Below are 21,811 nucleotides of genomic sequence, written 5' to 3' on the forward strand. Positions count from 1 at the left end.
GTTAACATCGAGCCGATGCAGGCTGTATGGCACCTCATGATGAGGTCTTGCGGTTGTTTGAGGTCAGGTCGTGCCCAGAATAGGTCCCCACATGCCCGCCGTTCAATATCCATTTATAGACATAGCAGTACATGAGCGCGTTCGAGACCATTTCGGTCGCGGCGAAGCCATGGCGCTGTTCTCGATGGACCTCAAAAGCGTGCTCTGGGCCAACGGTCGTGGTGCGGCTTTGTTCGGTACGCCGATGATCTACGACTTTCTGGAACGCGGGCCAAAACAACGGGATGTAACCTTTCGGCAGCTCTCTGCGACGGTTACGCGCCTGACGAAAACCGGTGACAGCGCCCAATTTACAATTCGCATTCATTCCGGCTTCAAAAGCGTGTCGATTGTCGCGACCGCTGAGATCATCGAAGCCGAACCGGGCCAGCCGGCTATTTTGTTCACGGCGCCTGTCGATCAGACAATGCCCTCCCTGGAAGAACGCTCCCGCCGCATGATCGAGGGTTTTGACGACCCTGATATTCACATGGCTGTGCTGGATGCCGACAGTAGGGTTTTGGCGGCATCGCCAGGTTTTGCGGCTCTCGGTATAACTCCGGTGACGACAAGAACGCTTATTTCGATGGCGTCGACGCAGCCGGGAAAACTGGTCAAGAGACCAGTGCCTGCGGGCAAGGGCTATCTGCCAGCCGCTGCCGGGCAATTGTCGCAAGAGCCTGAATTGAACCTGCTTTTTGTCGTAGAAACTATGATCGGCACTCTCGATCCATCCGCAGAGTTTACCCAGGCAAAGACGGAACCCCAGCCGGAGATCAGTCATCCCGTTGCGACTGCACAAGACGATCACGTAGAAACGGAGCGTCAGGAATTTACCACCGTACTCGAGTCGATTGCGGACATAGAAGAGGTTGTTGAACCGCAGAACGAGAGCGACGATATTGACATCGTTTCCGAAGCAGCCACGCTTCCTGACGTTCAGCCTGAAAAAGAAGATGAGCAGGTACCAGCGGAAGATCAGGACGAGATCGTCCTTGACGAGCCGGAGGCGCAGCAGGCCGAGACAGAACCCGCGCTGCCCTTGGTTACACAGCCTTCACCCATCGAGATCGAGCAGGTCGAACAGGTCGAACAGGTCGAACAGGTCGAACAGGTCGAACAGGTCGAACAGGTCGAACAGGCAACCACAACCGCTGGTGAAGACAAGTCTTTTGTTTTCGATCCGAATCGGCGCGCCTCTCGTTTCGTCTGGAAGATCGATGCCGCCGGTCGCTTCAGCTCCATTTCGCATGAATTTGCCGAAGCGGTCGGACCGAAAGCTGCCAATGTCGAAGGCATGAGCTTTGCCGACCTTGCAGCATTGTTCAGCCTTGACCCGGATGGAAAGATTGCTGAGCTTTTGAACCGGCGTGATACGTGGTCCGGCAAGACCATTCACTGGCCGGTCGAAGGCACATCGCTGACCGTGCCGATTGATCTGGCCGCGTTGCCGACCTATACGCGCTCACGCGAATTCGATGGTTTCCGCGGCTTCGGCATCGTGCGCATTGCCGATGCGGCGGAAGATCCGAATGCCGTTGGCCTGACACTGGCAGGTGAACCGCACGCGGCGTTGGAGACGGACGAAGAGGCGCATGTCGATGAAAAAGCGCTGTTGGTGCTTCCAGACCAAGAGGAAGCCAACGCCGAGGTTTCGCCGTCCGTTATTCCGGAAGCGATGAACGAAAACGTTGCAGAGGACGACAGGGGGCAGCTGGACGAGACCACCAGTTACGCTCCGCCTGAAACCGAAGTCCCGGTTCTGAAGATCACCGAAACGCCAAACCGGCGTCATTCCGACAAGGTGGTACAGCTTGAAGACCGCCGCAGCAAAGGCAGGGACCAGCTGAGCGCCAGCGAGCAGGCGGCATTCCAGGAGATTGCGCGCGCTCTAAAACCTGTCGTGGCGGATACGGTCGAGACGAAAGAAACCGAAGAGGCGGATACGCTGGAGATGGCCGACATTGCCCCTGCGCCTGAGGCTTTGGATGAACCGACGTCTGCGCCGGAAGAACTCGCTGTCGAAGACAGCCAACCCGCGATTTTCGCGACAGAAGACGACGATGATTTTGCCGATTATACACGTGGCGATGAAGTCGTAAGTTTCGTGGCGCCGCAAAATCCGGTTCGCATAGCCGACAGTGAAAGCTTGGCTGAAGCGATTTCCGAGGCGCCTCGTGCAAACGCCACGTTGAATGCAGAAACGCTTGACCAGATGCCGGTTGCACTTCTGATCCATAGTGGTGACCGGCTGATCCATGCCAATCCCGAGTTTCTGAGGCTTACCGGCTATGCGACGGTGGACGAGTTGGCGGAAGTCGGCGGTCTTGATGCGCTGTTGCAACGCGATGAACTCGACACTGTTTCTGAACGGTCCGGCGGCATGGTTGCTGTCAGTTTCGAGAACGAGCTGATCCCTGTCAAGGCAAGGCTGCAATCCGTTCGCTGGGACGAGGCTGGCGCATTGATGCTGTCGCTGATCCCCACCGCTGAGAGCATCGCGAGCCCCCTGCCCGCCAATGAAAATATGCAGACGGACATTGCGCAGAACGAAACGGATATCGAACTCGGCGCGCTCCAAGGACAGGTCGAGGAGCTGCATTCCATCTTGGAAACGGCGACAGACGGTGTTGTGCTGCTTGCCGAAGACGGTTCCATCCGCTCATTGAACCGTTCGGCCAGTGCGCTTTTCAATTATGACAATGACGAGATATCCGCCAAGCCCTTCGTTACGCTCTTCGCCCATGAAAGCCAGCGGGCCGTGCTGGATTACCTCTCTGGTCTTGCCAATAATGGCGTAGCAAGCGTTCTCAATGATGGCCGCGAAGTGATTGGCCGTGAGGCCTCGGGCGGTTTTCTGCCTCTGTTCATGACCATCGGCAAACTGAAGTCCTCCAATGGATATTGTGCCGTCATCCGCGACATCACCCAGTGGAAGCGGACCGAAGAGGATTTGCGTAACGCCAAGCGCGCGGCAGAAACGGCAAATGCGCACAAGACGGATTTCCTGGCACGCGTCAGCCATGAGATTCGCACGCCACTCAATGCCATTATTGGCTTTGGCGACATCATGGCCACGGAGCGCTTCGGGCCGATCGGACATACGCGTTACATTGAATATTCCAACGACATTGTGCGCTCTGGTCGCCACGTGCTGGATATCGTCAACGATCTCCTGGATATTTCGAAAATCGAAGCAGGACAGATGGATGTCGATTTCAGGGCGGTTGCCTTGAACGATACGATCGCGGAAGCGGTATCCATCGTGCAGCCGCAGGCGAACAATCAGCGCGTCATCGTGCGCACGGCGCTGTCGCAATCGGTGCCACAGATCGTTGCCGATCTTCGCTCGATCAAGCAGATCATGCTCAACATTCTGTCGAATGCCATCAAGTTCACGCCATCAGGCGGACAGATTGTGGTGTCCACGGCTTATGAGGCCAATGGTAGCGTGGTCCTGCGTATCAGAGACACAGGCATCGGCATGAACCGCGCGGAACTGGAACAGGCGATGAAGCCGTTCCGACAGGTTTCCGCTTCCAGCAACCGTGTCCGCGGCGATGGCACGGGCCTGGGCCTGCCGTTGACCAAGGCGATGGTGGATGCCAACCGTGCCAATTTCTCCATCACGTCGGCACCGAATGAGGGAACGCTGGTGGAAATCAGCTTCCCTTCGCAGCGCGTGCTTGCGAACTGAACACTTCCGGGATTAGCAATGTCCAAGGGCATAATCGCCCTTGGAGATTTTCGATCTACGCATCGGTCCCGCCGATGACGGAAGGATAGAGCATTGCCGCTGCCCCAAAACTCTGACGCCGCCTGGATCGTCCCCGGATCGAGGCCTTCGGGACTTTCCATCTGGACAGTTTTGCTGGCTTGCGCAGTTGCCATGCCCCTGATTGCGATTTTCTGTATCGCTGCCACCGGTGGAACGGATGGCTGGCGTCATCTTCTGGTCAACGTCTTGCCACGTGCGGGCGAGCAGACTGTGATGCTTATAGGCCTGACCGGATTGATGACCGCATGTTTTGGCATCCTCACGGCATGGCTGGTGAGCACTTTTCAATTCCCTCTGCGCCGCCTCCTGGCTTTTGCGCTGGTACTGCCGCTTGCCATTCCGTCCTATCTGGCAGCCTATGCTTTTGGCGAATTTCTCGATTTCACGGGGCCGGTTCAAACTGCTGTTCGCACCCTCTTCGGCTATCATACGGTGCATGATTACTGGTTCCCGGATGTCCGCTCGCTGGGTGGTGCGGTGCTGGTCTTGAGTTCCGTTCTCTACCCCTATGTCTACCTGTCCGTCAGAGCGGCTTTTGGGCTACAGGGACGCTTTGCAACCGAAGCTGCGAGAACACTGGGCGCCGGTTCTTTGCGAATATTCCTTTCCGTGCAATTGCCAATGGCCAGACCTGCCATCATCATTGGCCTTGCTCTCGTCATGATGGAAACCTTGAACGACATTGGTGCAGTCGAATATCTCGGCGTTCGCACACTGACGTTTGCCATCTACGAAACCTGGCTCAATCGCGGCAATCTGGCGGGCGCAACGCAGATCGCTTCTGTGCTGGTGATCATCGTCGCCGCTCTCATCATCATCGAGCGAAAGTCGCGCAGCCGACAACGTTTCACCGCCGCCAAATCCACGGCCATGACGCAGCGCTTTGGGCTGAAGCAACTGCCGGCCGGGCGTGGATGGGCCGCAACGGCATTCTGCTTGCTGCCTATCCTGTCTGGTTTCGCGATTCCGGTCTTGGTGCTTGGGGGTTACGCCTTCAAACGCATCGACGCGCTGTCTGATACCAAACTGCTCAAGGCGTTGGCGCACAGTCTGGAAGTGTCGATGTCGGCAGCACTCATAACGCTCGTCTGCGGTTTCATTTTCGCTTATGTGCAACGGGCCAACGCCTCGTCCGCATCGCGCTCCATCAGCCGCATCGGCTCGCTTGGTTACGGAATACCCGGCACGGTGCTGGCCATTGGTGTGCTATTGCCGCTATCAGCCTTCGACAACGCGCTGGACGGATTTCTGCGGCTTCATCTCAACTACTCGACCGGGCTGCTGCTTTCTGGAACTGCATTTGCCATTGTCTACGCCCACAGCGTGCGGTTCATGACGCTGTCAGAAGGGACAATCGACGCAGGTTTTCAGAAATTGTCGCCACATCTGGACATGGCAGCGAGAACGCTTGGACGTAACCGCCTTCAGACACTGGTCAACGTGCTGTTGCCGAATATTCGCCCGGCAGCGGTTACCGCAGCATTGCTGGTCTTCATCGAATCGCTGAAGGAACTGCCCGCCACTATCATGCTGCGTCCTTTCAATTTCAACACGCTTGCAACACTGGTCTATGAGGACGCTTCACGCTCCAAGGTGCAGGATGCCTCCATTCCCGCCCTGATCATTATCTTGGCAGGGCTTATTCCTGTCCTGCTCGTGTCGCGATCTCTCGACCATGACCACGCTCAAGAAAAAAGGCAGCCGAAGCTGCCTTGAAAGTTTGTGCTTATAACGAGAGTAGGAATAACAACATCATGTCTTTGGCCACCGGCCCAGTCACCCTCTCATTGAGTGCACTCACGTTGAGATATATGTGAAGCAGTGCCGTTTAATAAACAGTTAAGGCGGCACGACACCATTTAGGGGCGATAAATCCTAATCGATACCGTTGATTTCGGCGCAGTGACCCCACCCGATATCGATCAGCCCTTGGCAGCCGCGTGTTCATCGCGCATGCGCTGCAATTCGGTTCGCTTGGATGCGATGGAAGCACAGATGACGCCGACCGTGACCAGCGCAATCAGAATGGTGCAGATGGCGTTGATCTCGGGCGTTACGCCAAGGCGAACCTGCGAATAGATCTTGATCGGCAGCGTTGTTGCCCCGGGCCCGGTGGCGAAGCTGGCAATGACGAGATCGTCCAGCGACAGTGAAAAAGCCAGCATCCAGCCCGCAACCACGCCCGGCAGGATAAGCGGCAGGGTGATGCGGAAGAACGTCTTGACCGGTGGGCAACCGAGATCAAGTGCTGCCTCCTCCAGACTGCGATCAAAGGTCAGCAGGCGTGATTGCACAACGATCGCTACGTAGCACATGGTGAAGGTGGTGTGGGCTATGACCACCGTCCAGAAACCGCGGTCAACACCGATGGACACGAACAGGAGCAGCAGTGACAGGCCAGTGATGACTTCTGGCATAACCAGCGGCGCATAAATCATGCCGGAAAACAGCATGCGCCCCGGAAAGCGGGTAAAGCGCGTCAGCGACAAGGCTGCCAGCGTGCCGAGAATTGTGCCGATGGTAGCGCTCAACAAGGCTACCCTCACCGTGATCCACGCAGCATCCATCAGGCCCTCGTTGGACCAAAGGGAGCTGTACCAGTGCAGTGAAAAACCGCCCCAGACAGTGACGAGCTTCGACGCATTGAAGGAATAAACCACCAGAATGATAATCGGAATATAGAGAAACGCGAAGCACAGCGTGAGAATGGTCGTGTCGAATTTTCCACGCTTCATGGCTATGCCACCTTCTTCTGCTGGTTCTGGAAGATGGCAATGGGCACGACAAGCACCAGTAGCAGCAACACCGCGACGGCGGAAGCCAAGGGCCAGTCTCGGTTGCCGAAGAACTCCGTCCAGAGCGTCTTGCCGATCATCAGCGTCTGCGCACCGCCCAGAAGATCTGGGATGACGAATTCACCGGTGATGGGAATGAAGCAGATCATCGAGCCAGCGATGACGCCCGGCAGCGACAGCGGGAAGGTGATTTTCCAGAAGGCTTTCCACGGCGGGCAACCGAGATCGGCTGCTGCTTCAAGCAATGTGGCATCCAGTTTTTCCAAAGCGGCATAGAGCGGCAGCACCATGAAGGGCAGATAGGAATAAACCATGCCGATGAAGACGGACGTATCTGTACGGAAGATGTTGACCTGCTGGTCAGGCCCAAGAATGCCAATGGTCTGAAAAAGCACCGTCAGCAGCCCCTCCGGCTTCAAAATCCCGATCCAAGCGTAAACGCGGATCAGAAACGAAGTCCAGAACGGAAGAATAACCAGCATGACCAGCGTCGGGCGAATGGTGCTGGGCGCACGCGCCATGGCCAGCGCCATGGGATAACCGATCAGCAGCAGCAGACCTGTAGAGATTGCTGCTATGCGCAGGGAAGACAGATAGGCTTCGACGTAAAGCGGATCTTCTGTGAGGAAGATATAGTTCTCGAAGTCCAACTGAGAAAAGAAGTCGCCAATCCGACTGAAACCATCGAACACAGGCACGTATGGCGGCATTGCGATAGCGGTATCGGACAGCGAAATCTTGACGATGATCAGAAAGGGTGCCGCGAAAAACAGCGCCAGCCAGATATAAGGCACCGCAACCACCAGCCAACGCATAGGGCTTTGCCGGTTTTCAGGAGACGAAATCGCCATGTTCAACACTCCCTCAGCGTGTGAGAACCAGACCGGAATCGGCTTTCCAGTTCAACCAGACCATATCCCCGAAAGTGATGGGCCGATCTACGAGGCGTGACACATTGGCTTGCGCTGCGCGCATGGTTCTGCCATCCGCCATCTGAACGATGAAGACCGAGAAGTCGCCGAGATAGCCGATGTCCCAGACTTCGCCGTGTGCGACGTTGATCGAGGTATCGTCCGGCTGATCTAAGGAAATGCGGACCTTTTCCGGGCGGACAGCGAAGACCACCTTGTTACCGGCAATCGTTGCGCAATCCTGCTCCACCGCCACTTTCAATCCGTCGCAATCTAACAGCACCGTTGAGGGTTTGCCGTCTGCCGCTGTGTTGGATGTGATCTCCGCCTCAAAAATATTGATGTCGCCAATGAAATCCGCGACGTAGCGACTGTTGGGCGCTTCATAGATTTCCGCAGGCGTCGCCACCTGTACGACCATGCCCTTGTCCATGACGGCGATGCGGTCAGAAACCGTCATCGCCTCTTCCTGATCGTGGGTGACGATGAGAAACGTCAGACCGAGCTTCGTCTGAATGTCCATCAGTTCGAACTGCGTTTCCTCGCGCAGCTTCTTGTCCAATGCGCCTAGCGGCTCATCCAGCAGCAGAACTTTGGGACGTTTGGCGAGGGACCGGGCAAGCGCCACACGCTGACGCTGACCGCCGGATAGCTGGTTGGGCTTGCGTTTGGCAAACTGCTCCAGCTTGACCATCTGCAGCAGTTCTTCGACACGGGTCCTGATCTCCGCCTTGGGCAAGCCATCCTGTTCCAAGCCAAAGGCAATGTTCTTTTCCACCGACATGTGGGGGAAAAGCGCATAGGACTGAAACATCATGTTGGTGGGCCGCTTGTACGGCGGCACGCCCGAGATGTCCTTGCCCTGCAACAGAATGCGCCCCTCCGTCGGCTCCTCGAAACCGGCCAGCATGCGCATCAGCGTTGTCTTGCCGCAGCCGGATGGCCCGAGCAGCGAGAAGAACTCCCGCTCATATATATCCAGCGTCAGATTATCGACGGCGACGAAATCGCCAAATCTCTTGGTGACATTCTCGAAGCGAATGAACGGAGCCGACGCCGGATCTGTCCAGGGGGAGAATTTGCGTTTAACCGGGCCAAGAGATTTCGCCATGAACTGTCCCATTATTGAAGAAGAGGCCGAATGAGAAAGGGGCAGGCGTTTCCACCTGCCCCTTGTGAAAATCCGGTCAGCTGCCGGTTTTTATCTGGGTCCAAACGCGGTTGAGAACGCGCTGCTCCTTCGGTCCATAGGGCGAAATAGTGAAGAGCTTCTTCATCGTTTCGGCATCCGGGTAAACGCCCGGATTCTTGGAGACGGCTTCGTCCATCAGTGGTTGCGAGGCCAGATTGCCGTTGGCATATTGCACATAGTCGGACGCCTTGGCGGCAACATCAGGCTTCATCATGAAATTGATGAAGGCATGTGCGGCATCGACATTCTTGGCGTCTGCCGGAATGGCAAAGGAATCCATCCAGATATAGGTGCCTTCCTTCGGAATGACGTAGTTCACTTCAACGCCATTTTTGGCTTCTTCGGCGCGGGACTTTGCCTGAAGAATATCGCCGGACCAGCCGATGGTGATGCAGCTATCGCCATTGGCGAGTTCATCGATATAGGCAGACGAATTGAACGTCTTCACCGAAGGACGGATCGCCTTGTAAACATCGCCGCCTGCTTCCAGATCAGCGGTTTCCTTGCTATCCGGGTTCTTGCCGATGTAGTTCATGGCAATAGCGAAGGTTTCGTCGGACGCGTCGAGGATGTTGATGCCGCAGGACTTCAGCTTGGCTGCATTCTCCGGCTTGAAGAGAATATCCCAGCTATCGACTTTCACGTCACCCAGGGCAGCTTTGATCTTCGCCACGTTGTAGCCGATACCGGTGGTGCCCCACATGTAGTTGACGGCATATTCATTGCCCGGGTCATATTGCGAAAGGCGCGTGGTGATTTCCGGCCACATGTTCTTGAGGTTCGGTAGCTTGGACTTGTCCAGCTTCTGGTAGACGCCAGCCTGAATCTGACGTGCCAGGAACGGCGATGTCGGCGCGACCACATCATAACCAGAATTGCCAGCCAGCAGCTTGGTTTCCAGAACCTCGTTACCGTCATACACGTCATACACGACCTTGATGCCGGTTTCCTTGGTGAATTCTTCCAGAAGGGCGGGATCGATATAGTCGGACCAGTTATAGACGTGGACGACCTTTTCCTGCGCAAAGGCGGTGCCAGCACCAAGAACGGCTGCGGCGACGGCGAGGCTGAAACGAAGCGAACGATGTTTCATGATATCTCCTGTTTGAACGCGCTGTGGGAAGACGCGTGATCCCCTTGTTTTGCCAGAGACTAGAAAGGAAAAGTTGTGTCGGCAAGCGGGAAATGTGCGGCGCGGCAATTTCAAACAATTGTGTTGAAAGCCACTACTGAAAATCGAAAACGCTGAGACCCGTTACCATTTCATCCAGCCCCAGCGGACGCGTCAGCGGTGCCTCCGCCCGCGAAAGACAGCCTTGCCGCTCACACAGCCGACAGGATGGGCCGATGGCAATGCTGCCCGCCTTGATGCCCACCACATCACCATAGACAGTTTCCTTTGCCATCGCCGCATCGCAGGCCACCATGACAGCGGTGCGGCGAATGCGTTCTCCGAAACCCGCCTGTGGCCCATCCAGAGAGCGAGCGATGGTGAGATAAGCGCCGCCATCCGGCATCTCCACCTGTTCGGCCAGCACCTGCCCCGGCTGGGAAAAGGCGGCGTGAACGTTGAGCTTCACACACAGCCCGCCAAACTTCGCCTGCGGAAATCCTTGAGCGCCCGCCTTGCGAAAGCGGTTTCCGGCGCTATCGATTTCCATCAGGAAAAACGGAATACCTGAAACACCGGGACGCACCAGCGTGACGAGACGGTTGGCCGCCTGCTCGAAGGACACATTGAAACGCCCGCGAAGGATATCGATGTCATATCGCGCACGCTGGGCGGCGGCCAGATATGCGCCATAGGGCATCATCAGCGCATGGGCGGCATAGCGGGCAAGCTCGAAGCGGGCGATGCGCTTTGCCTCCTCACCCGACAGTGCAAGGGCTTGCAATTCCGTGCCGATTTCCTCCGTCAGCGCCAGAAGACAGGCTTCCATTGCCATTTCCCTCAACTGATCCTGCGGGGACAGGCGTTCGGAGAGAAACAGCCGCATGGAATGGCGGTCATAACGTCTGCGAAGGTTGGGCATGGCGTGAACGGGCATGGAGCGCACGACGATGCCGTGGTTTTTCTGAAGCCAGCTTTTCAGCGCCTGCGCCAGATCATCGCCCGGCTTGAGGACGGCATGAAACCCTTCAGCCGCCAAATCAAGCTGAGCAAAATGGGCGGGCCGCCGCTCAAAGATTTCCCGCACTTCATCAATCGGCAGGCGCGCGGAGGATAGCGTGGTTTGATGCCCTTCCCGTGCCAGAAGGTCTGATAGATCGCTCAGGCGCTGCGCCTGTTCCTTATAGGCCCGATAAAGCTTGGTGATGCCGCTTGCCGCATTGGGTGCCGCTTCCGCCACCTCGACTAGCTCCTGCCCCGAAGGCACCTCGCCCGCCAGCAGCGGATCGGCAAACACTTCGCGCAACTGGCTGGCAATGCCCCCGCTTTCGCCCTGCAAGTCATCCAGATCGATCTTATAGACGGAGCTGAGCTTCAGCAGCAGTTGCACAGTGAGCGGACGCTGGTTGCGCTCGATGAGATTGAGATAGGATGGCGAGATCGACAGCGCATCGGCCATGGCCGTCTGCGTCAGACCCAACCCGTTGCGTACGCGCCGCACCCGCGGCCCTGCAAATATCTTGGCCTCCACCAAATCTCCTCCCTTTACAAAATCCATACAAAATACGGCGTGTTCTTCTTTTACAAAATTTACAGTTTTACAACTCCACCCTGTCAAAGACGATACAGCATGACCTCTTTCAAGTCACTGATTTTCCTTTTTATCTGGCATAAAAATCATCGAAACTGTAAATTCAGTCACATCGGAGCACACATCATATTGTAGTATAGATGTGTGGAAGGATTTGCATTTCTGATACGGGAGAGAGACATGACTGATTTTTACAAACTGGTTCCAAACGCGCCACAGGGTCGGTTCGATGGTATCGAGCGCACCTATACGGCAGCCGATGTGGAAAAACTGCGTGGCTCCGTCATCATCCGGCACTCGCTGGCAGAAATGGGCGCGAACCGGTTGTGGAAGCTCATCAATGAAGAGAGCTATATCAACGCTCTAGGAGCGCTCTCCGGCAATCAGGCCATGCAGATGGTTCGGGCCGGTCTGAAGGCGATCTATCTGTCCGGCTGGCAGGTTGCGGCGGATGCCAACACCGCATCTTCGATGTACCCGGACCAATCGCTATACCCGGCCAATGCAGCACCGGAACTGGCAAAACGCATCAACAAGACCTTGCAGCGCGCCGACCAGATCGAAACCGCCGAAGGCAAGGGCCTGTCCGTCGATACATGGTTTGCACCCATCGTTGCCGATGCGGAAGCCGGTTTCGGTGGCCCGCTCAACGCCTTTGAGATCATGAAAGCCTTTATCGAGGCGGGGGCTGCGGGCGTTCATTACGAAGACCAACTGGCGTCTGAAAAGAAGTGCGGCCATCTGGGTGGGAAGGTTCTGATCCCGACAGCCGCTCACATCCGCAACCTGACAGCGGCGCGTCTTGCCGCAGACGTCATGGGAACGCCGACACTGGTCATCGCCCGCACGGATGCGGAAGCCGCCAAGCTTCTGACCTCTGACATCGATGAGCGCGACCAGCCCTTCGTGGATTACGATGCCGGACGCACGGTCGAGGGCTTCTATCAGGTGAAGAATGGACTGGAACCCTGCATCGCCCGCGCCAATGCCTATGCGCCATACTGCGATCTTATCTGGTGCGAGACATCCAAGCCGGATCTGGAGCAGGCGAAAAGGTTTGCAGAGGGTGTACACAAGGTGCATCCGGGTAAGAAGCTCGCCTATAATTGCTCGCCGTCCTTCAACTGGAAGAAACATCTTGATGACGCAACAATTGCCAAGTTCCAGCGCGAACTGGGTGCCATGGGCTACAAGTTCCAGTTCATCACCCTTGCCGGGTTCCACCAACTCAACTACGGCATGTTCGAACTGGCACGCGGCTACAAGGACCGGCAGATGGCCGCCTATTCGGAGCTTCAGGAAGCGGAATTCGCCGCCGAGATCAACGGCTACACTGCCACCAAGCACCAGCGCGAAGTTGGCACCGGCTATTTCGATGCGGTCTCCGTCGCCATTTCGGGTGGCACTTCATCCACCACGGCGATGAAGGAATCGACCGAACACGACCAGTTCCGCCCTGCTGCGGAATAAGAAACAACCCATTGAACGGAGGAAAAACAATGGCTTCGATTTCAAGAGTTAAAGAACGCAGCGAGGAGCAATCCTCATCTATGAGCCAGGATCAGCAAAGCGCCATCCGCATGCTGGCCAATGACTTGCACCGTCTCAACCAGGCGGTCATGAACGCCGTCGAGGCCGGTGTCTCGGTCGAACTCGTCCGCTCCGCCCGCCACCACGGCGGTGACGGGAACTGGGGAGATTTGCTGATCCCTGTTATCGTCGCACAGGGCAAGGCGGCGGCTTAAGAGCTGCCCATCAAACATCCGTCATGCCGGGCTTTATCCGGTATGGCGGAACGGGAATATTAGAACAGCAGCACCAGAAACGCAGCAATAGCGCCAGCCGAAATCAGGCTCAGGCGGAAGGCGTAAACGGCGTTGTCATTGGCGGTGCGAGCGATCGCGATGGCGCGGGGGCGTTTTTTGGACATCATCATGAGCGGCTTCCTGAACGAGAAACATAACCGATCGATGCCGGGTTCCGGCGTCCAGCTGGACATCATGTATCAACTTACGTTGTGCTGGCATTCGATCAGCATGACTCCGCGGCTCTTAATAAGGCATTAAGATGTCGAGGGTTCAAACAGATTCCCCGGCAGCGTGGCCGGATGCCCATGCCCATTGGAAATTATAGCCGCCGAGCCAGCCTGTCACATCCACGCATTCGCCTATGAAATAAAGGCCGGGGATGGTTTTCGCCTGCATGGATTTGGAGTCGAGATCGGTCGTGTCCACGCCGCCGAGCGTGACTTCGGCTGTGCGGTATCCTTCGGAACCGGAGGGCTTTATGGACCATTCCTGAACGGCGGCGGTCAGCGTAGACAGTGTCTTATCCGACATGTCGCCGAGATTGCCGGTAACGCCTGCCCGCTCCACCACATGCTGTGCCAGACGCTTCGGCAGGATTTCGCCAAGCGCGGTTTGGGGAGACTGGCGGCCGTTGGTCTTTTTTGCCGCCTTCAGATGGCCAAGAATATCCAGATCGGGCTCCATCTTGAGGCGAACCTCGTCACCCTCGCGCCAGTAGGATGAGATTTGCAGGATCGACGGGCCGCTCAATCCTCTGTGGGTGAAGAGCAGCGCTTCATTGAACGATGTCTTGCCGTGGGAAATTTCAGCTGGAACGGCGATGCCGGACAGCGCGGACAGCTTTTCCAACTGCGTCGGTTCGAGCGTCAGCGGCACGAGGCCCGGGCGGGTTTCGATAATGCCGAGGCCGAATTGCTCGGCAATGCGGTAGGCAAAGCCGGTCGCGCCCATTTTGGGAATGGACTTTCCACCGGTGGCCAAAACCAGACTGTCAGCCTCGATGACGTCCGCGGAAGTCGATACGCGGAAGCCGCCGGTTGGAATGGCTTCCACCAACGTAATGTCCGTTTGCAATTTGAGTTTTGCACCAACGGCCTGCATTTCGGCCAGCAACATGCGGATGATATCCTTGGCGCTGTCATCGCAGAACAATTGGCCGAGCGTCTTTTCGTGAAACGCAATGCGGTGCTTTTCGACAAGGACGATGAAATCGCGTGGCGTGTAACGGGCCAGCGCCGACTTGGCGAAATGGGGATTGTTGGAGAGATAGTTTTTCGGGGCCGCATGCACATTGGTGAAATTACAGCGCCCGCCGCCGGAAATGCGGATTTTTTCGCCCGGCGCCTTGGCGTGATCGAGGATAATGACGGAACGGCCGCGCTGACCGGCGCGTATGGCACACATCATGCCAGCGGCCCCCGCCCCCAAAATCAGCACGTTACATTTTTCCGTCATGGAGTTTCCCTAGTTTCGGTGTACTTCCTCTTTTAGAAGTCAGGTCCGTTGTCAATGGCGCCCCCCCTTTTGCCAAATGACAAAGTCTGGCTATGATAGTGTCAATCGAAACACAAAGCCGGTGATTTATGCCTCCCAAGAAAACCATGCTCCATCCGAAAAAACCGGCAAACATGGCGAAGAAAATACAAGTTGATGTCTCTCCGACACGCGGTTGCTCCACATGGCGTGAGGCCGCACAGTGGCTCAAGGCTCGCGGCATCGAAGACATCGAATGCATCACCCCGGATCTTGCGGGCGTTCCTCGCGGCAAGATGATGCCGACATCCAAATTCACCGGCGATACATCGCTGGCACTGCCGTCCGCGCTCTACCGTCATACGATTTCTGGCGAATACCCCGACGAAACTGCGAACTTCCGTTATGAGCCACGCGATAGCGACCTGAAGCTGGTGCCCGATCTTTCCACGCTCTGCGTCGTGCCGTGGGAAAGCGATCCCACCGCGCAGGTCATCTGCGATGTCGTGGATCAGGAAGGCAATTTCGTTCCCTACACGCCACGCAACGTGCTCAGAAACGTGCTCGACCTTTACAAGGAAAAAGGCTGGAAACCGGTCGTCGCCCCGGAAATCGAGTTCTATCTCGTCGCCATGAATGACGACCCGGATTACCCGTTGCATCCGCCAAAGGGCCGCTCGGGCCGCTCCATCGTCGGTGGGCAGAGCTATTCGATTGCCGGTATCAATGAATTCGACGAGCTGATCGACGATATCTACCACTTCTCGGAAAAGCAGGGTCTGGAGATCGATACCCTCATACACGAAGAAGGTCCGGCGCAGCTGGAAATCAACCTGCGCCACGGCGATCCCATCGAGCTTGCCGATCAGGTGTTCCTGTTCAAGCGCACGATCCGCGAAGCGGCGTTGAAGCATGGCATCTATGCCACCTTCATGGCCAAGCCCATGCAGGGCATGCCAGGTTCGGCCATGCATATTCACCAGTCGGTGGTGGATATCGAGACCGGCGACAATGTGTTTTCCAACAAGGATGGCAGCCCGTCCAAGGAATTCTTCGCCTTCGTCGGCGGCATGCAGCGTTATGTGCCGAATGCGTTGGTTATGCTGGCGCCTTACGTCAATTCCTACCGCCGCCTGACGCCTGACATGGCTTGCCCGGTCAACAATGCCTGGGGTTACGATAATCGCACGACGGCGTTTCGCGTGCCGATCTCCGGCCCTTCGGCGCGGCGTGTGGAAAACCGTCTGCCGAGTTCAGACGCCAACCCATATCTGGCGATTGCGGCCTCACTGGCCTGCGGCTGGCTTGGAATCGTCAACAATATCGAACCGACTGAGCCGACCTATGAGACGGCAAACGAAGGCTCAATCGAGTTGCCACGCGGGCTTTTGGAAGCAGTGGCTCTGCTAGAAGGCGAGCCGCAGCTGGAGCGTGTTTTCGGGCATGAATTCGTTGGCCTCTACGCCGGATTAAAGCGTGGCGAATTCGAGACCTTCATGCAGGTGATCAGCCCGTGGGAGCGGGAATTCCTGCTGTTGAACGTATGAGGGTTTGCACATGACATGGCAAAGCCCGATTGCGCCCGGCATGTCCTGGTATCAGGACAGTCTGAGCGAGCGGCCCGAATATGCCGCAATGGATGGTTCGCGCACGGTGGACGTAGCCGTGATCGGCGGCGGCTTCACCGGTTTGCAGGCGGCCTATAATCTTGCAAAGGCTGGCGTTTCGGTCGCGCTTGTCGAAGGTTATCGTTTCGGCGATGGCGCATCCGGTCGCAATGGCGGACAATTCGGAACCGGCCAGCGCGCATGGCCGGATGATCTGGAAAAGGACATAGGCTTGGAGCGCTCCAAGACGCTGTTCGATATCGCGGAACGTGCCAAGCACTATGTGCTGGATTTCGCCCGCGAACATGACATCGACATGGAGTTCCTGCCGGGCCAATTGAATGTGCTGCACAAGGCGTCTTACGAAAAAGACTATCGCAAAAGCGTCGAAGCCATGACAAGCCGCTACGGTTACAGCCACGTCTCCTTCATGGAAAAAGCTGAAACAGCGGAACGGTTGGGTTCAGATCATTACCATTTCGGCGTTCGCGACACCGGCACCGGCCACATCCAGCCGCTGAAGCTCATCGTCGGTCTGGCAAAAGCTGCACAAGCGGCAGGCGCACAAATCTTCGAGATGACGCCCGCCAAATCCATCCGCCAAACGGGTGGCAAGACGCTGATCGAAACGTCTTCCGGCACCATCACGGCTGACCGCGTGCTGATCGCCACCAATGCCCATATCGGCAATCTGGAGCCGGTAACGGCGGCGCATGTGATGCCGATCCGCTCCTTCATCGGCGCGACCGTGCCGCTGGACGATTTTCCGAACATCATTCCCGGGAAGGAAGCGGTTGCCGACAGCCGTTTCGTGGTGCGCTATTTCCGCAAGACGCCTGATAACCGATTGCTGTTTGGCGGGCGTGAGGCCTATACGGCGGATTCGCCGCGTGACATTTCCAAACACATCCGCAAGCAGATCGCGGAAATTTATCCCGCTTTGGAAAACATCGAGATGACCCATGCCTGGGGTGGGTCTGTCGGCATTACGCTCAACCGCCAGCCCTTCGTGCGTGAAGTGATGGCGGGCGTCATGTCCATTGGCGGTTATTCCGGTCATGGTGTGATGCTGTCCAACTATTGCGGCAAACTTTATGCGGATATGGTTGTCAACCGGGACAAGGCACTGGAGCAGTTTTCGTCTCTGGACGTACCATCGTTTCCTGGCGGCATGGCATTGCGTGCGCCACTGCTTTTCCTTGCACTTTCATGGTATGCTTTACGAGACAGGTTCTAATGAGACTGACGACCATAGGCAGCCATGCTTAAGGTTAGAAAAAACAATGCCTTATAAGCAAAATTCATAATTTTTTACAACATGTCTGGCATTTTTAAATCGATTAGATTATGGATGCCTTCAACACGGAAAGATCGAGAGAATCGGTATGAGCAGTCAAATCATTCCAGTAGAGCCCTTCGATTGCGTCGTCTTCGGCGGCACTGGCGATCTGGCCGAGCGCAAGCTTTTGCCTGCACTTTACCACCGTCAGGTCGAAAACCAGCTGACAGAACCGACCCGCATTATTGGTGCGTCGCGCTCGGTCATGACCCATGAAGAATACCGCAAATTCGCGCAGGATGCTCTGAAAGAGCATCTGAAAAAGGGTGAGTACGACGACGCGCAGGTCGCGAAGTTCTGCGCCCGCCTTTATTATATCCCTGTCGATGCGAAATCCGACGATGGTTGGGATAAGCTGAAAAAGCTGCTGGACGAAGGCAAGGACCGCATTCGGGCCTTTTATCTCGCCGTTGCGCCTGGCATCTTTGGCGATATTGCCTTCAAGATTCGCGACCACAAGCTGATTACCAAATCCACCCGCATCGTCGTGGAAAAGCCGATTGGCCGTGATCTGGCCTCTGCGCTGGAGCTCAACGACACGCTGGGTAACGTCTTCAAGGAAGAGCAGATCTTCCGTATCGACCACTATCTCGGCAAGGAAACCGTGCAGAACCTGATGGTGCTGCGCTTTGCCAATGCACTTTACGAACCGCTGTGGAACTCCGCGCATATCGACCATGTGCAGATCACCGTTGCCGAATCCGTCGGTCTCGAAGGCCGTGCCGGTTATTACGACAAGGCCGGTGCGCTGCGTGACATGGTGCAGAACCACATTCTCCAGCTGCTATGCCTTGTGGCTATGGAACCCCCCTCCTCCATGGATGCGGAAGCCGTGCGTGACGAGAAGGTAAAGGTTCTGCGTTCGCTGAAGCTGATCGACCAGTCCAATGTCGAAAAGCTGACAGTGCGCGGCCAGTACCGCGCCGGTGCGTCCGCTGGCGGCCCGGTCAAGGGCTATCTGGAAGAGCTGGAAGGTGGCGTTTCCAACACCGAGACCTTTGTTGCCATCAAGGCGGAAATCGCCAACTGGCGCTGGTCTGGTGTGCCCTTCTACATCCGCACCGGTAAGCGTCTTGCGACCCGCGTGTCCGAGATCGTCGTTACCTTCAAGCAGATCCCGCATTCGATCTTCGATGATGCGGCGGGCAAGGTCGAAGCCAACAAGCTGGTCATTCGCTTGCAACCGGATGAAGGCGTCAAACAGTCGCTTCTCATCAAGGACCCGGGTCCAGGCGGCATGCGCCTGCGTCAGGTTTCGCTTGATATGAGCTTTGCACAAGCCTTTAATGTGCGCAGCCCCGATGCGTATGAACGACTGTTGATGGATACCATCCGCTCCAATCAGGCCCTGTTCATGCGCCGCGACGAAGTCGAAGCGGCATGGAAATGGGTCGATCCTATCCTTAAAAGCTGGGAAACCGTGAGCCAGGGCGTTCAGGGTTACACGTCCGGCACATGGGGACCAAGCGGCTCTATTGCTTTGATCGAACGCGATGGCCGCACATGGCACGAAGCCGATTAAGGGGATATGCAGATGATTGGACAGGAGCATATCTTCGCAAATGGCGCCGAGCTGGCGGAAACGCTTGCAAAAAATGTTGCAGAACGCCTTGAACGGGGTGTTGCAGAGCGGGGGACGGCAAGTATCGCCGTTTCTGGCGGCTCAACGCCAAAGCTTTTCTTTCAGGCACTTTCCAAACATGAACTGGACTGGAAGAACATCAGCGTAACGCTGGTGGACGAGCGTTTCGTACCGCCGGAAAGCGACCGTTCCAACCATAAGCTGGTGGTCGACCACCTGCTGCAGAACGCAGCGACTTATGCCTATTTCGTGCCGCTCTATCAGTTTTTCGCAACGCCTGATGACGCTGCGACGCTGGCGACCGTTAAGACGGAAGCGATCTGCGATCCCTTCGATGTCGTCATCCTCGGCATGGGCACGGACGGTCATACCGCCTCGTTCTTCCCCGGTGGTGACAATCTCGAAGAAGCACTCGATCTGGATGAAGAACGCGCAGTGCTGCCGATGGCGGCCGAAACGGCTGGCGAAGAACGGCTGACGTTTAATCTCTCCGCGCTTCACGATGCCCGTTTTCTGGTGCTGCACATCGAAGGTGCCGTGAAGAAGGAAACGCTTGAAAAGGCCAAGTCCGATCTGGACGAAGAGGACATGCCCGTCCGGGCCGTTCTTAACCGTGCGGAATCACCCGTGCATATCTACTGGGCGCCATAGGCTTCTCCGCTTTGCGGGAGCCGCGCCCAGCGCTTGAAACAGCAACATGATCACCGGCCGACGTTCCCAAGCTCCCGGCCGATGGTCTTCAGAAGGACAGGATAACGCCCATGGCTGCCGACCCTCGTATTCAGGCTATCACGGCCCGTATCGTCGAGCGCTCGAAACCTTACCGCGAGATTTATCTCGAAAGGCTTCGGCTTCAGGTCACCAAGGGCGTACATCGTTCCGTCCTGTCCTGCGCCAATCTGGCGCACGGATTTGCGGTCTGTTCCCCCGCCGACAAGGATATCCTTGCCGGCGATCGGGTCGGCAATCTCGGCATCATAACTGCCTATAACGACATGCTCTCAGCCCATCAGCCCTTTGAGGTTTACCCGGCCATGATCCGGGATGCGGCCAAGCAAGCGGGCGGCATTGCGCAGGTTGCGGGTGCCGTTCCAGCCATGTGTGATGGCGTGACGCAGGGCCAGCCCGGCATGGAGCTGTCGCTGTTTTCGCGTGATGCGATTGCCATGGCGGCAGGCATCGGCCTGTCGCACAATATGTTCGATGCAGCTGTCTTTCTCGGCGTTTGCGACAAGATCGTGCCGGGTCTGGTGATTGCGGCTCTTTCCTTCGGCCATCTGCCATCCATCTTCATTCCAGCCGGACCGATGACCTCTGGCCTGCCGAATGACGAGAAGTCGCGCATTCGCCAGCTTTACGCCGAAGGCAAGGTCGGGCGCGCCGAGTTGCTGGAAGCCGAATCCAAATCCTACCACGGCCCCGGCACATGCACCTTCTACGGCACTGCCAATTCCAACCAGATGCTGATGGAAATCATGGGCTTCCATATGCCCGGGTCGTCCTTCATCAATCCCAACACGCCGCTTCGCGATGCGATGACGCGTGAAGCGACGAAGCGGGCGCTGGCAATTACTGCGCAGGGCAACGAGTTTACGCCTGCGGGCGAGATGATCGATGAACGTTCCGTGGTCAACGGCGTCGTCGGTCTGCATGCCACAGGCGGCTCCACCAACCACACGCTGCACCTCATCGCCATGGCGCGGGCAGCCGGCATCGTGCTGACATGGCAGGATATTTCTGATCTTTCGGATGTGGTGCCGCTTCTGGCGCGGGTCTACCCGAACGGTCTGGCAGACGTAAACCACTTCCACGCAGCTGGTGGCATGGGCTTCCTCATCAAACAACTTCTGAAACAGGGCTTCGTGCATGATGATGTGCGCACCGTGTTCGGGCATGGGCTAGAGGCCTATACGATTGAGCCGACACTGGATGAAAACGGTGCCGTGGCCCGCACATCCTCGCCGGAGGTAAGCCATGATCCAAAGGTTCTGGCCAGCGTCGAAACGCCGTTCCAGCCCACCGGCGGCCTGAAGATGCTGACCGGCAATCTCGGCAAGGCCGTCATCAAGATTTCTGCCGTGAAGCCTGAGCGCCACATCATCGAAGCGCCTGCGATCATTTTCCACGATCAGCAAAGCCTCCAGACTGCCTTCAAGGAAGGCAAGCTGAACCGCGACTTCGTAGCTGTGGTTCGTTTTCAGGGACCTAAGGCCAATGGCATGCCTGAACTACACCAACTCACACCACCGCTTGGCGTGTTGCAGGACCGTGGCTTCAAGGTGGCTTTGGTCACAGACGGCCGCATGTCCGGCGCATCCGGCAAGGTGCCTGCTGCCATCCATATGACGCCGGAGGCAGTCGATTGCGGTCCGATTTCTCGCATTCAGGACGGCGATATCATCAGGCTCGATGCGATCACCGGCACGATTCAGGTGCTGGTATCGGCCACGGAGCTTGCGGCCCGCGCACCCGCAACGGCAGATCTATCCGAAAATGAATGGGGCATGGGCCGCGAGCTGTTCGCGCCTTTCCGCCGCAGCGTCGGAGCGGCTGACCATGGCGCAAGCGTCTTTTCGAATTGAGTT

At 56.8% G+C, this 21,811-nt stretch carries 16 protein-coding genes; 9 read left to right on the plus strand and 7 right to left on the minus strand.

What is annotated here, in order from left to right; genetic code table 11:
• The first annotated feature begins 91 nt into the window (after window positions 1–91).
• Window positions 92–3,736: an ATP-binding protein gene (locus ATO67_RS11215; RefSeq protein ID WP_067648547.1), complete on the plus strand. Its 3,645-nt coding sequence runs from the start codon at window positions 92–94 to the stop codon at window positions 3,734–3,736.
• Window positions 3,737–3,928: 192 nt separating this feature from the next.
• Complete coding sequence (locus tag ATO67_RS11220; RefSeq protein WP_082760247.1) at window positions 3,929–5,533, plus strand: ABC transporter permease; 1,605 nt, start codon at window positions 3,929–3,931, stop codon at window positions 5,531–5,533.
• A 206-nt stretch (window positions 5,534–5,739) separates the two neighbouring features.
• Here the strand turns inward: ATO67_RS11220 and ATO67_RS11225 are convergent, their stop codons facing one another.
• From ATO67_RS11225 to ATO67_RS11245, 5 genes are all read right to left on the minus strand, one after another.
• The gene (locus ATO67_RS11225; RefSeq protein WP_067648549.1) at window positions 5,740–6,552 is read right to left on the minus strand and encodes an ABC transporter permease; all 813 of its coding nucleotides are present in this window, start codon (window positions 6,550–6,552) and stop codon (window positions 5,740–5,742) included.
• Window positions 6,553–6,554: 2 nt separating this feature from the next.
• Window positions 6,555–7,463, minus strand: coding sequence for an ABC transporter permease subunit (locus tag ATO67_RS11230; protein WP_067648552.1), 909 nt, complete (start codon window positions 7,461–7,463; stop codon window positions 6,555–6,557).
• A 13-nt stretch (window positions 7,464–7,476) separates the two neighbouring features.
• A complete protein-coding gene (locus ATO67_RS11235; RefSeq protein ID WP_067648555.1) occupies window positions 7,477–8,634 on the minus strand; it encodes an ABC transporter ATP-binding protein in 1,158 nt (385 codons plus the stop codon).
• Window positions 8,635–8,710: 76 nt separating this feature from the next.
• Window positions 8,711–9,808, minus strand: a complete 1,098-nt coding sequence (locus tag ATO67_RS11240; RefSeq protein ID WP_067648558.1) for a polyamine ABC transporter substrate-binding protein — start codon at window positions 9,806–9,808, stop codon at window positions 8,711–8,713.
• Window positions 9,809–9,941: 133 nt separating this feature from the next.
• The gene (locus ATO67_RS11245; protein WP_067648561.1) at window positions 9,942–11,360 is read right to left on the minus strand and encodes a helix-turn-helix domain-containing protein; all 1,419 of its coding nucleotides are present in this window, start codon (window positions 11,358–11,360) and stop codon (window positions 9,942–9,944) included.
• A gap of 237 nt (window positions 11,361–11,597) precedes the next feature.
• Here ATO67_RS11245 and aceA point away from each other — a divergent pair, with 237 nt between their 5' ends.
• Together aceA and ATO67_RS11255 are read left to right on the plus strand one after the other, a co-directional pair.
• Window positions 11,598–12,887: an isocitrate lyase gene (gene aceA, locus ATO67_RS11250; protein WP_067648564.1), complete on the plus strand. Its 1,290-nt coding sequence runs from the start codon at window positions 11,598–11,600 to the stop codon at window positions 12,885–12,887.
• Window positions 12,888–12,916: 29 nt separating this feature from the next.
• A complete protein-coding gene (locus ATO67_RS11255; protein WP_042619072.1) occupies window positions 12,917–13,162 on the plus strand; it encodes an SMc00767 family acetate metabolism repressor in 246 nt (81 codons plus the stop codon).
• 59 nt (window positions 13,163–13,221) lie between these two features.
• On the opposite strand, the gene ATO67_RS23715 is transcribed toward ATO67_RS11255, so the two are convergent.
• Together ATO67_RS23715 and ATO67_RS11260 are read right to left on the minus strand one after the other, a co-directional pair.
• Window positions 13,222–13,353, minus strand: a complete 132-nt coding sequence (locus tag ATO67_RS23715) for a hypothetical protein (protein ID WP_280940022.1) — start codon at window positions 13,351–13,353, stop codon at window positions 13,222–13,224.
• Between the two features lie 142 nt (window positions 13,354–13,495).
• Window positions 13,496–14,680, minus strand: a complete 1,185-nt coding sequence (locus ATO67_RS11260) for a BaiN/RdsA family NAD(P)/FAD-dependent oxidoreductase (protein ID WP_067648568.1) — start codon at window positions 14,678–14,680, stop codon at window positions 13,496–13,498.
• Between the two features lie 128 nt (window positions 14,681–14,808).
• Between ATO67_RS11260 and ATO67_RS11265 the strand changes: the two genes are divergently transcribed.
• The 5 genes from ATO67_RS11265 (at window position 14,809) to edd (ending at window position 21,808) form a co-directional block, all read left to right on the plus strand.
• Window positions 14,809–16,245 (plus strand): glutamine synthetase family protein, encoded by a 1,437-nt coding sequence (locus ATO67_RS11265; RefSeq protein WP_067648571.1) that lies wholly within the window; start codon window positions 14,809–14,811, stop codon window positions 16,243–16,245.
• A 10-nt stretch (window positions 16,246–16,255) separates the two neighbouring features.
• Window positions 16,256–17,542: an NAD(P)/FAD-dependent oxidoreductase gene (locus ATO67_RS11270; protein WP_067648574.1), complete on the plus strand. Its 1,287-nt coding sequence runs from the start codon at window positions 16,256–16,258 to the stop codon at window positions 17,540–17,542.
• A gap of 148 nt (window positions 17,543–17,690) precedes the next feature.
• On the plus strand, window positions 17,691–19,166 hold the full coding sequence (zwf, locus tag ATO67_RS11275) for a glucose-6-phosphate dehydrogenase (RefSeq protein ID WP_067648577.1): 1,476 nt from the start codon (window positions 17,691–17,693) through the stop codon (window positions 19,164–19,166).
• A gap of 12 nt (window positions 19,167–19,178) precedes the next feature.
• Window positions 19,179–19,877 carry a 6-phosphogluconolactonase gene (pgl, locus tag ATO67_RS11280; protein ID WP_067648580.1) on the plus strand — a complete coding sequence of 233 codons (699 nt, stop codon included), beginning with the start codon at window positions 19,179–19,181 and terminating at the stop codon, window positions 19,875–19,877.
• A gap of 110 nt (window positions 19,878–19,987) precedes the next feature.
• Window positions 19,988–21,808: a phosphogluconate dehydratase gene (gene edd / locus ATO67_RS11285; RefSeq protein WP_067648583.1), complete on the plus strand. Its 1,821-nt coding sequence runs from the start codon at window positions 19,988–19,990 to the stop codon at window positions 21,806–21,808.
• The last annotated feature ends 3 nt before the right edge of the window (window positions 21,809–21,811 follow it).

The sequence above is a fragment of the Agrobacterium bohemicum genome (assembly GCF_001562555.1).
Taxonomy (GTDB): Bacteria; Pseudomonadota; Alphaproteobacteria; order Rhizobiales; family Rhizobiaceae; genus Agrobacterium; species Agrobacterium bohemicum.

What these genes read in the sequence shown, in the direction of transcription:
- ATO67_RS11260 (WP_067648568.1), bottom strand. Translation starts at nt 14,680, where the DNA reads ATGACGGAAAAATGTAACGTGCTGATTTTGGGGGCGGGGGCCGCTGGC.
- edd (WP_067648583.1), top strand. Translation starts at nt 19,988, where the DNA reads ATGGCTGCCGACCCTCGTATTCAGGCTATCACGGCCCGTATCGTCGAG.
- zwf (WP_067648577.1), top strand. Translation starts at nt 17,691, where the DNA reads ATGAGCAGTCAAATCATTCCAGTAGAGCCCTTCGATTGCGTCGTCTTC.
- aceA (WP_067648564.1), top strand. Translation starts at nt 11,598, where the DNA reads ATGACTGATTTTTACAAACTGGTTCCAAACGCGCCACAGGGTCGGTTC.
- ATO67_RS11225 (WP_067648549.1), bottom strand. Translation starts at nt 6,552, where the DNA reads ATGAAGCGTGGAAAATTCGACACGACCATTCTCACGCTGTGCTTCGCG.
- ATO67_RS11265 (WP_067648571.1), top strand. Translation starts at nt 14,809, where the DNA reads ATGCCTCCCAAGAAAACCATGCTCCATCCGAAAAAACCGGCAAACATG.
- ATO67_RS23715 (WP_280940022.1), bottom strand. Translation starts at nt 13,353, where the DNA reads ATGATGATGTCCAAAAAACGCCCCCGCGCCATCGCGATCGCTCGCACC.
- pgl (WP_067648580.1), top strand. Translation starts at nt 19,179, where the DNA reads ATGATTGGACAGGAGCATATCTTCGCAAATGGCGCCGAGCTGGCGGAA.
- ATO67_RS11220 (WP_082760247.1), top strand. Translation starts at nt 3,929, where the DNA reads ATGCCCCTGATTGCGATTTTCTGTATCGCTGCCACCGGTGGAACGGAT.
- ATO67_RS11235 (WP_067648555.1), bottom strand. Translation starts at nt 8,634, where the DNA reads ATGGCGAAATCTCTTGGCCCGGTTAAACGCAAATTCTCCCCCTGGACA.
- ATO67_RS11230 (WP_067648552.1), bottom strand. Translation starts at nt 7,463, where the DNA reads ATGGCGATTTCGTCTCCTGAAAACCGGCAAAGCCCTATGCGTTGGCTG.
- ATO67_RS11255 (WP_042619072.1), top strand. Translation starts at nt 12,917, where the DNA reads ATGGCTTCGATTTCAAGAGTTAAAGAACGCAGCGAGGAGCAATCCTCA.
- ATO67_RS11215 (WP_067648547.1), top strand. Translation starts at nt 92, where the DNA reads ATGCCCGCCGTTCAATATCCATTTATAGACATAGCAGTACATGAGCGC.
- ATO67_RS11240 (WP_067648558.1), bottom strand. Translation starts at nt 9,808, where the DNA reads ATGAAACATCGTTCGCTTCGTTTCAGCCTCGCCGTCGCCGCAGCCGTT.
- ATO67_RS11270 (WP_067648574.1), top strand. Translation starts at nt 16,256, where the DNA reads ATGACATGGCAAAGCCCGATTGCGCCCGGCATGTCCTGGTATCAGGAC.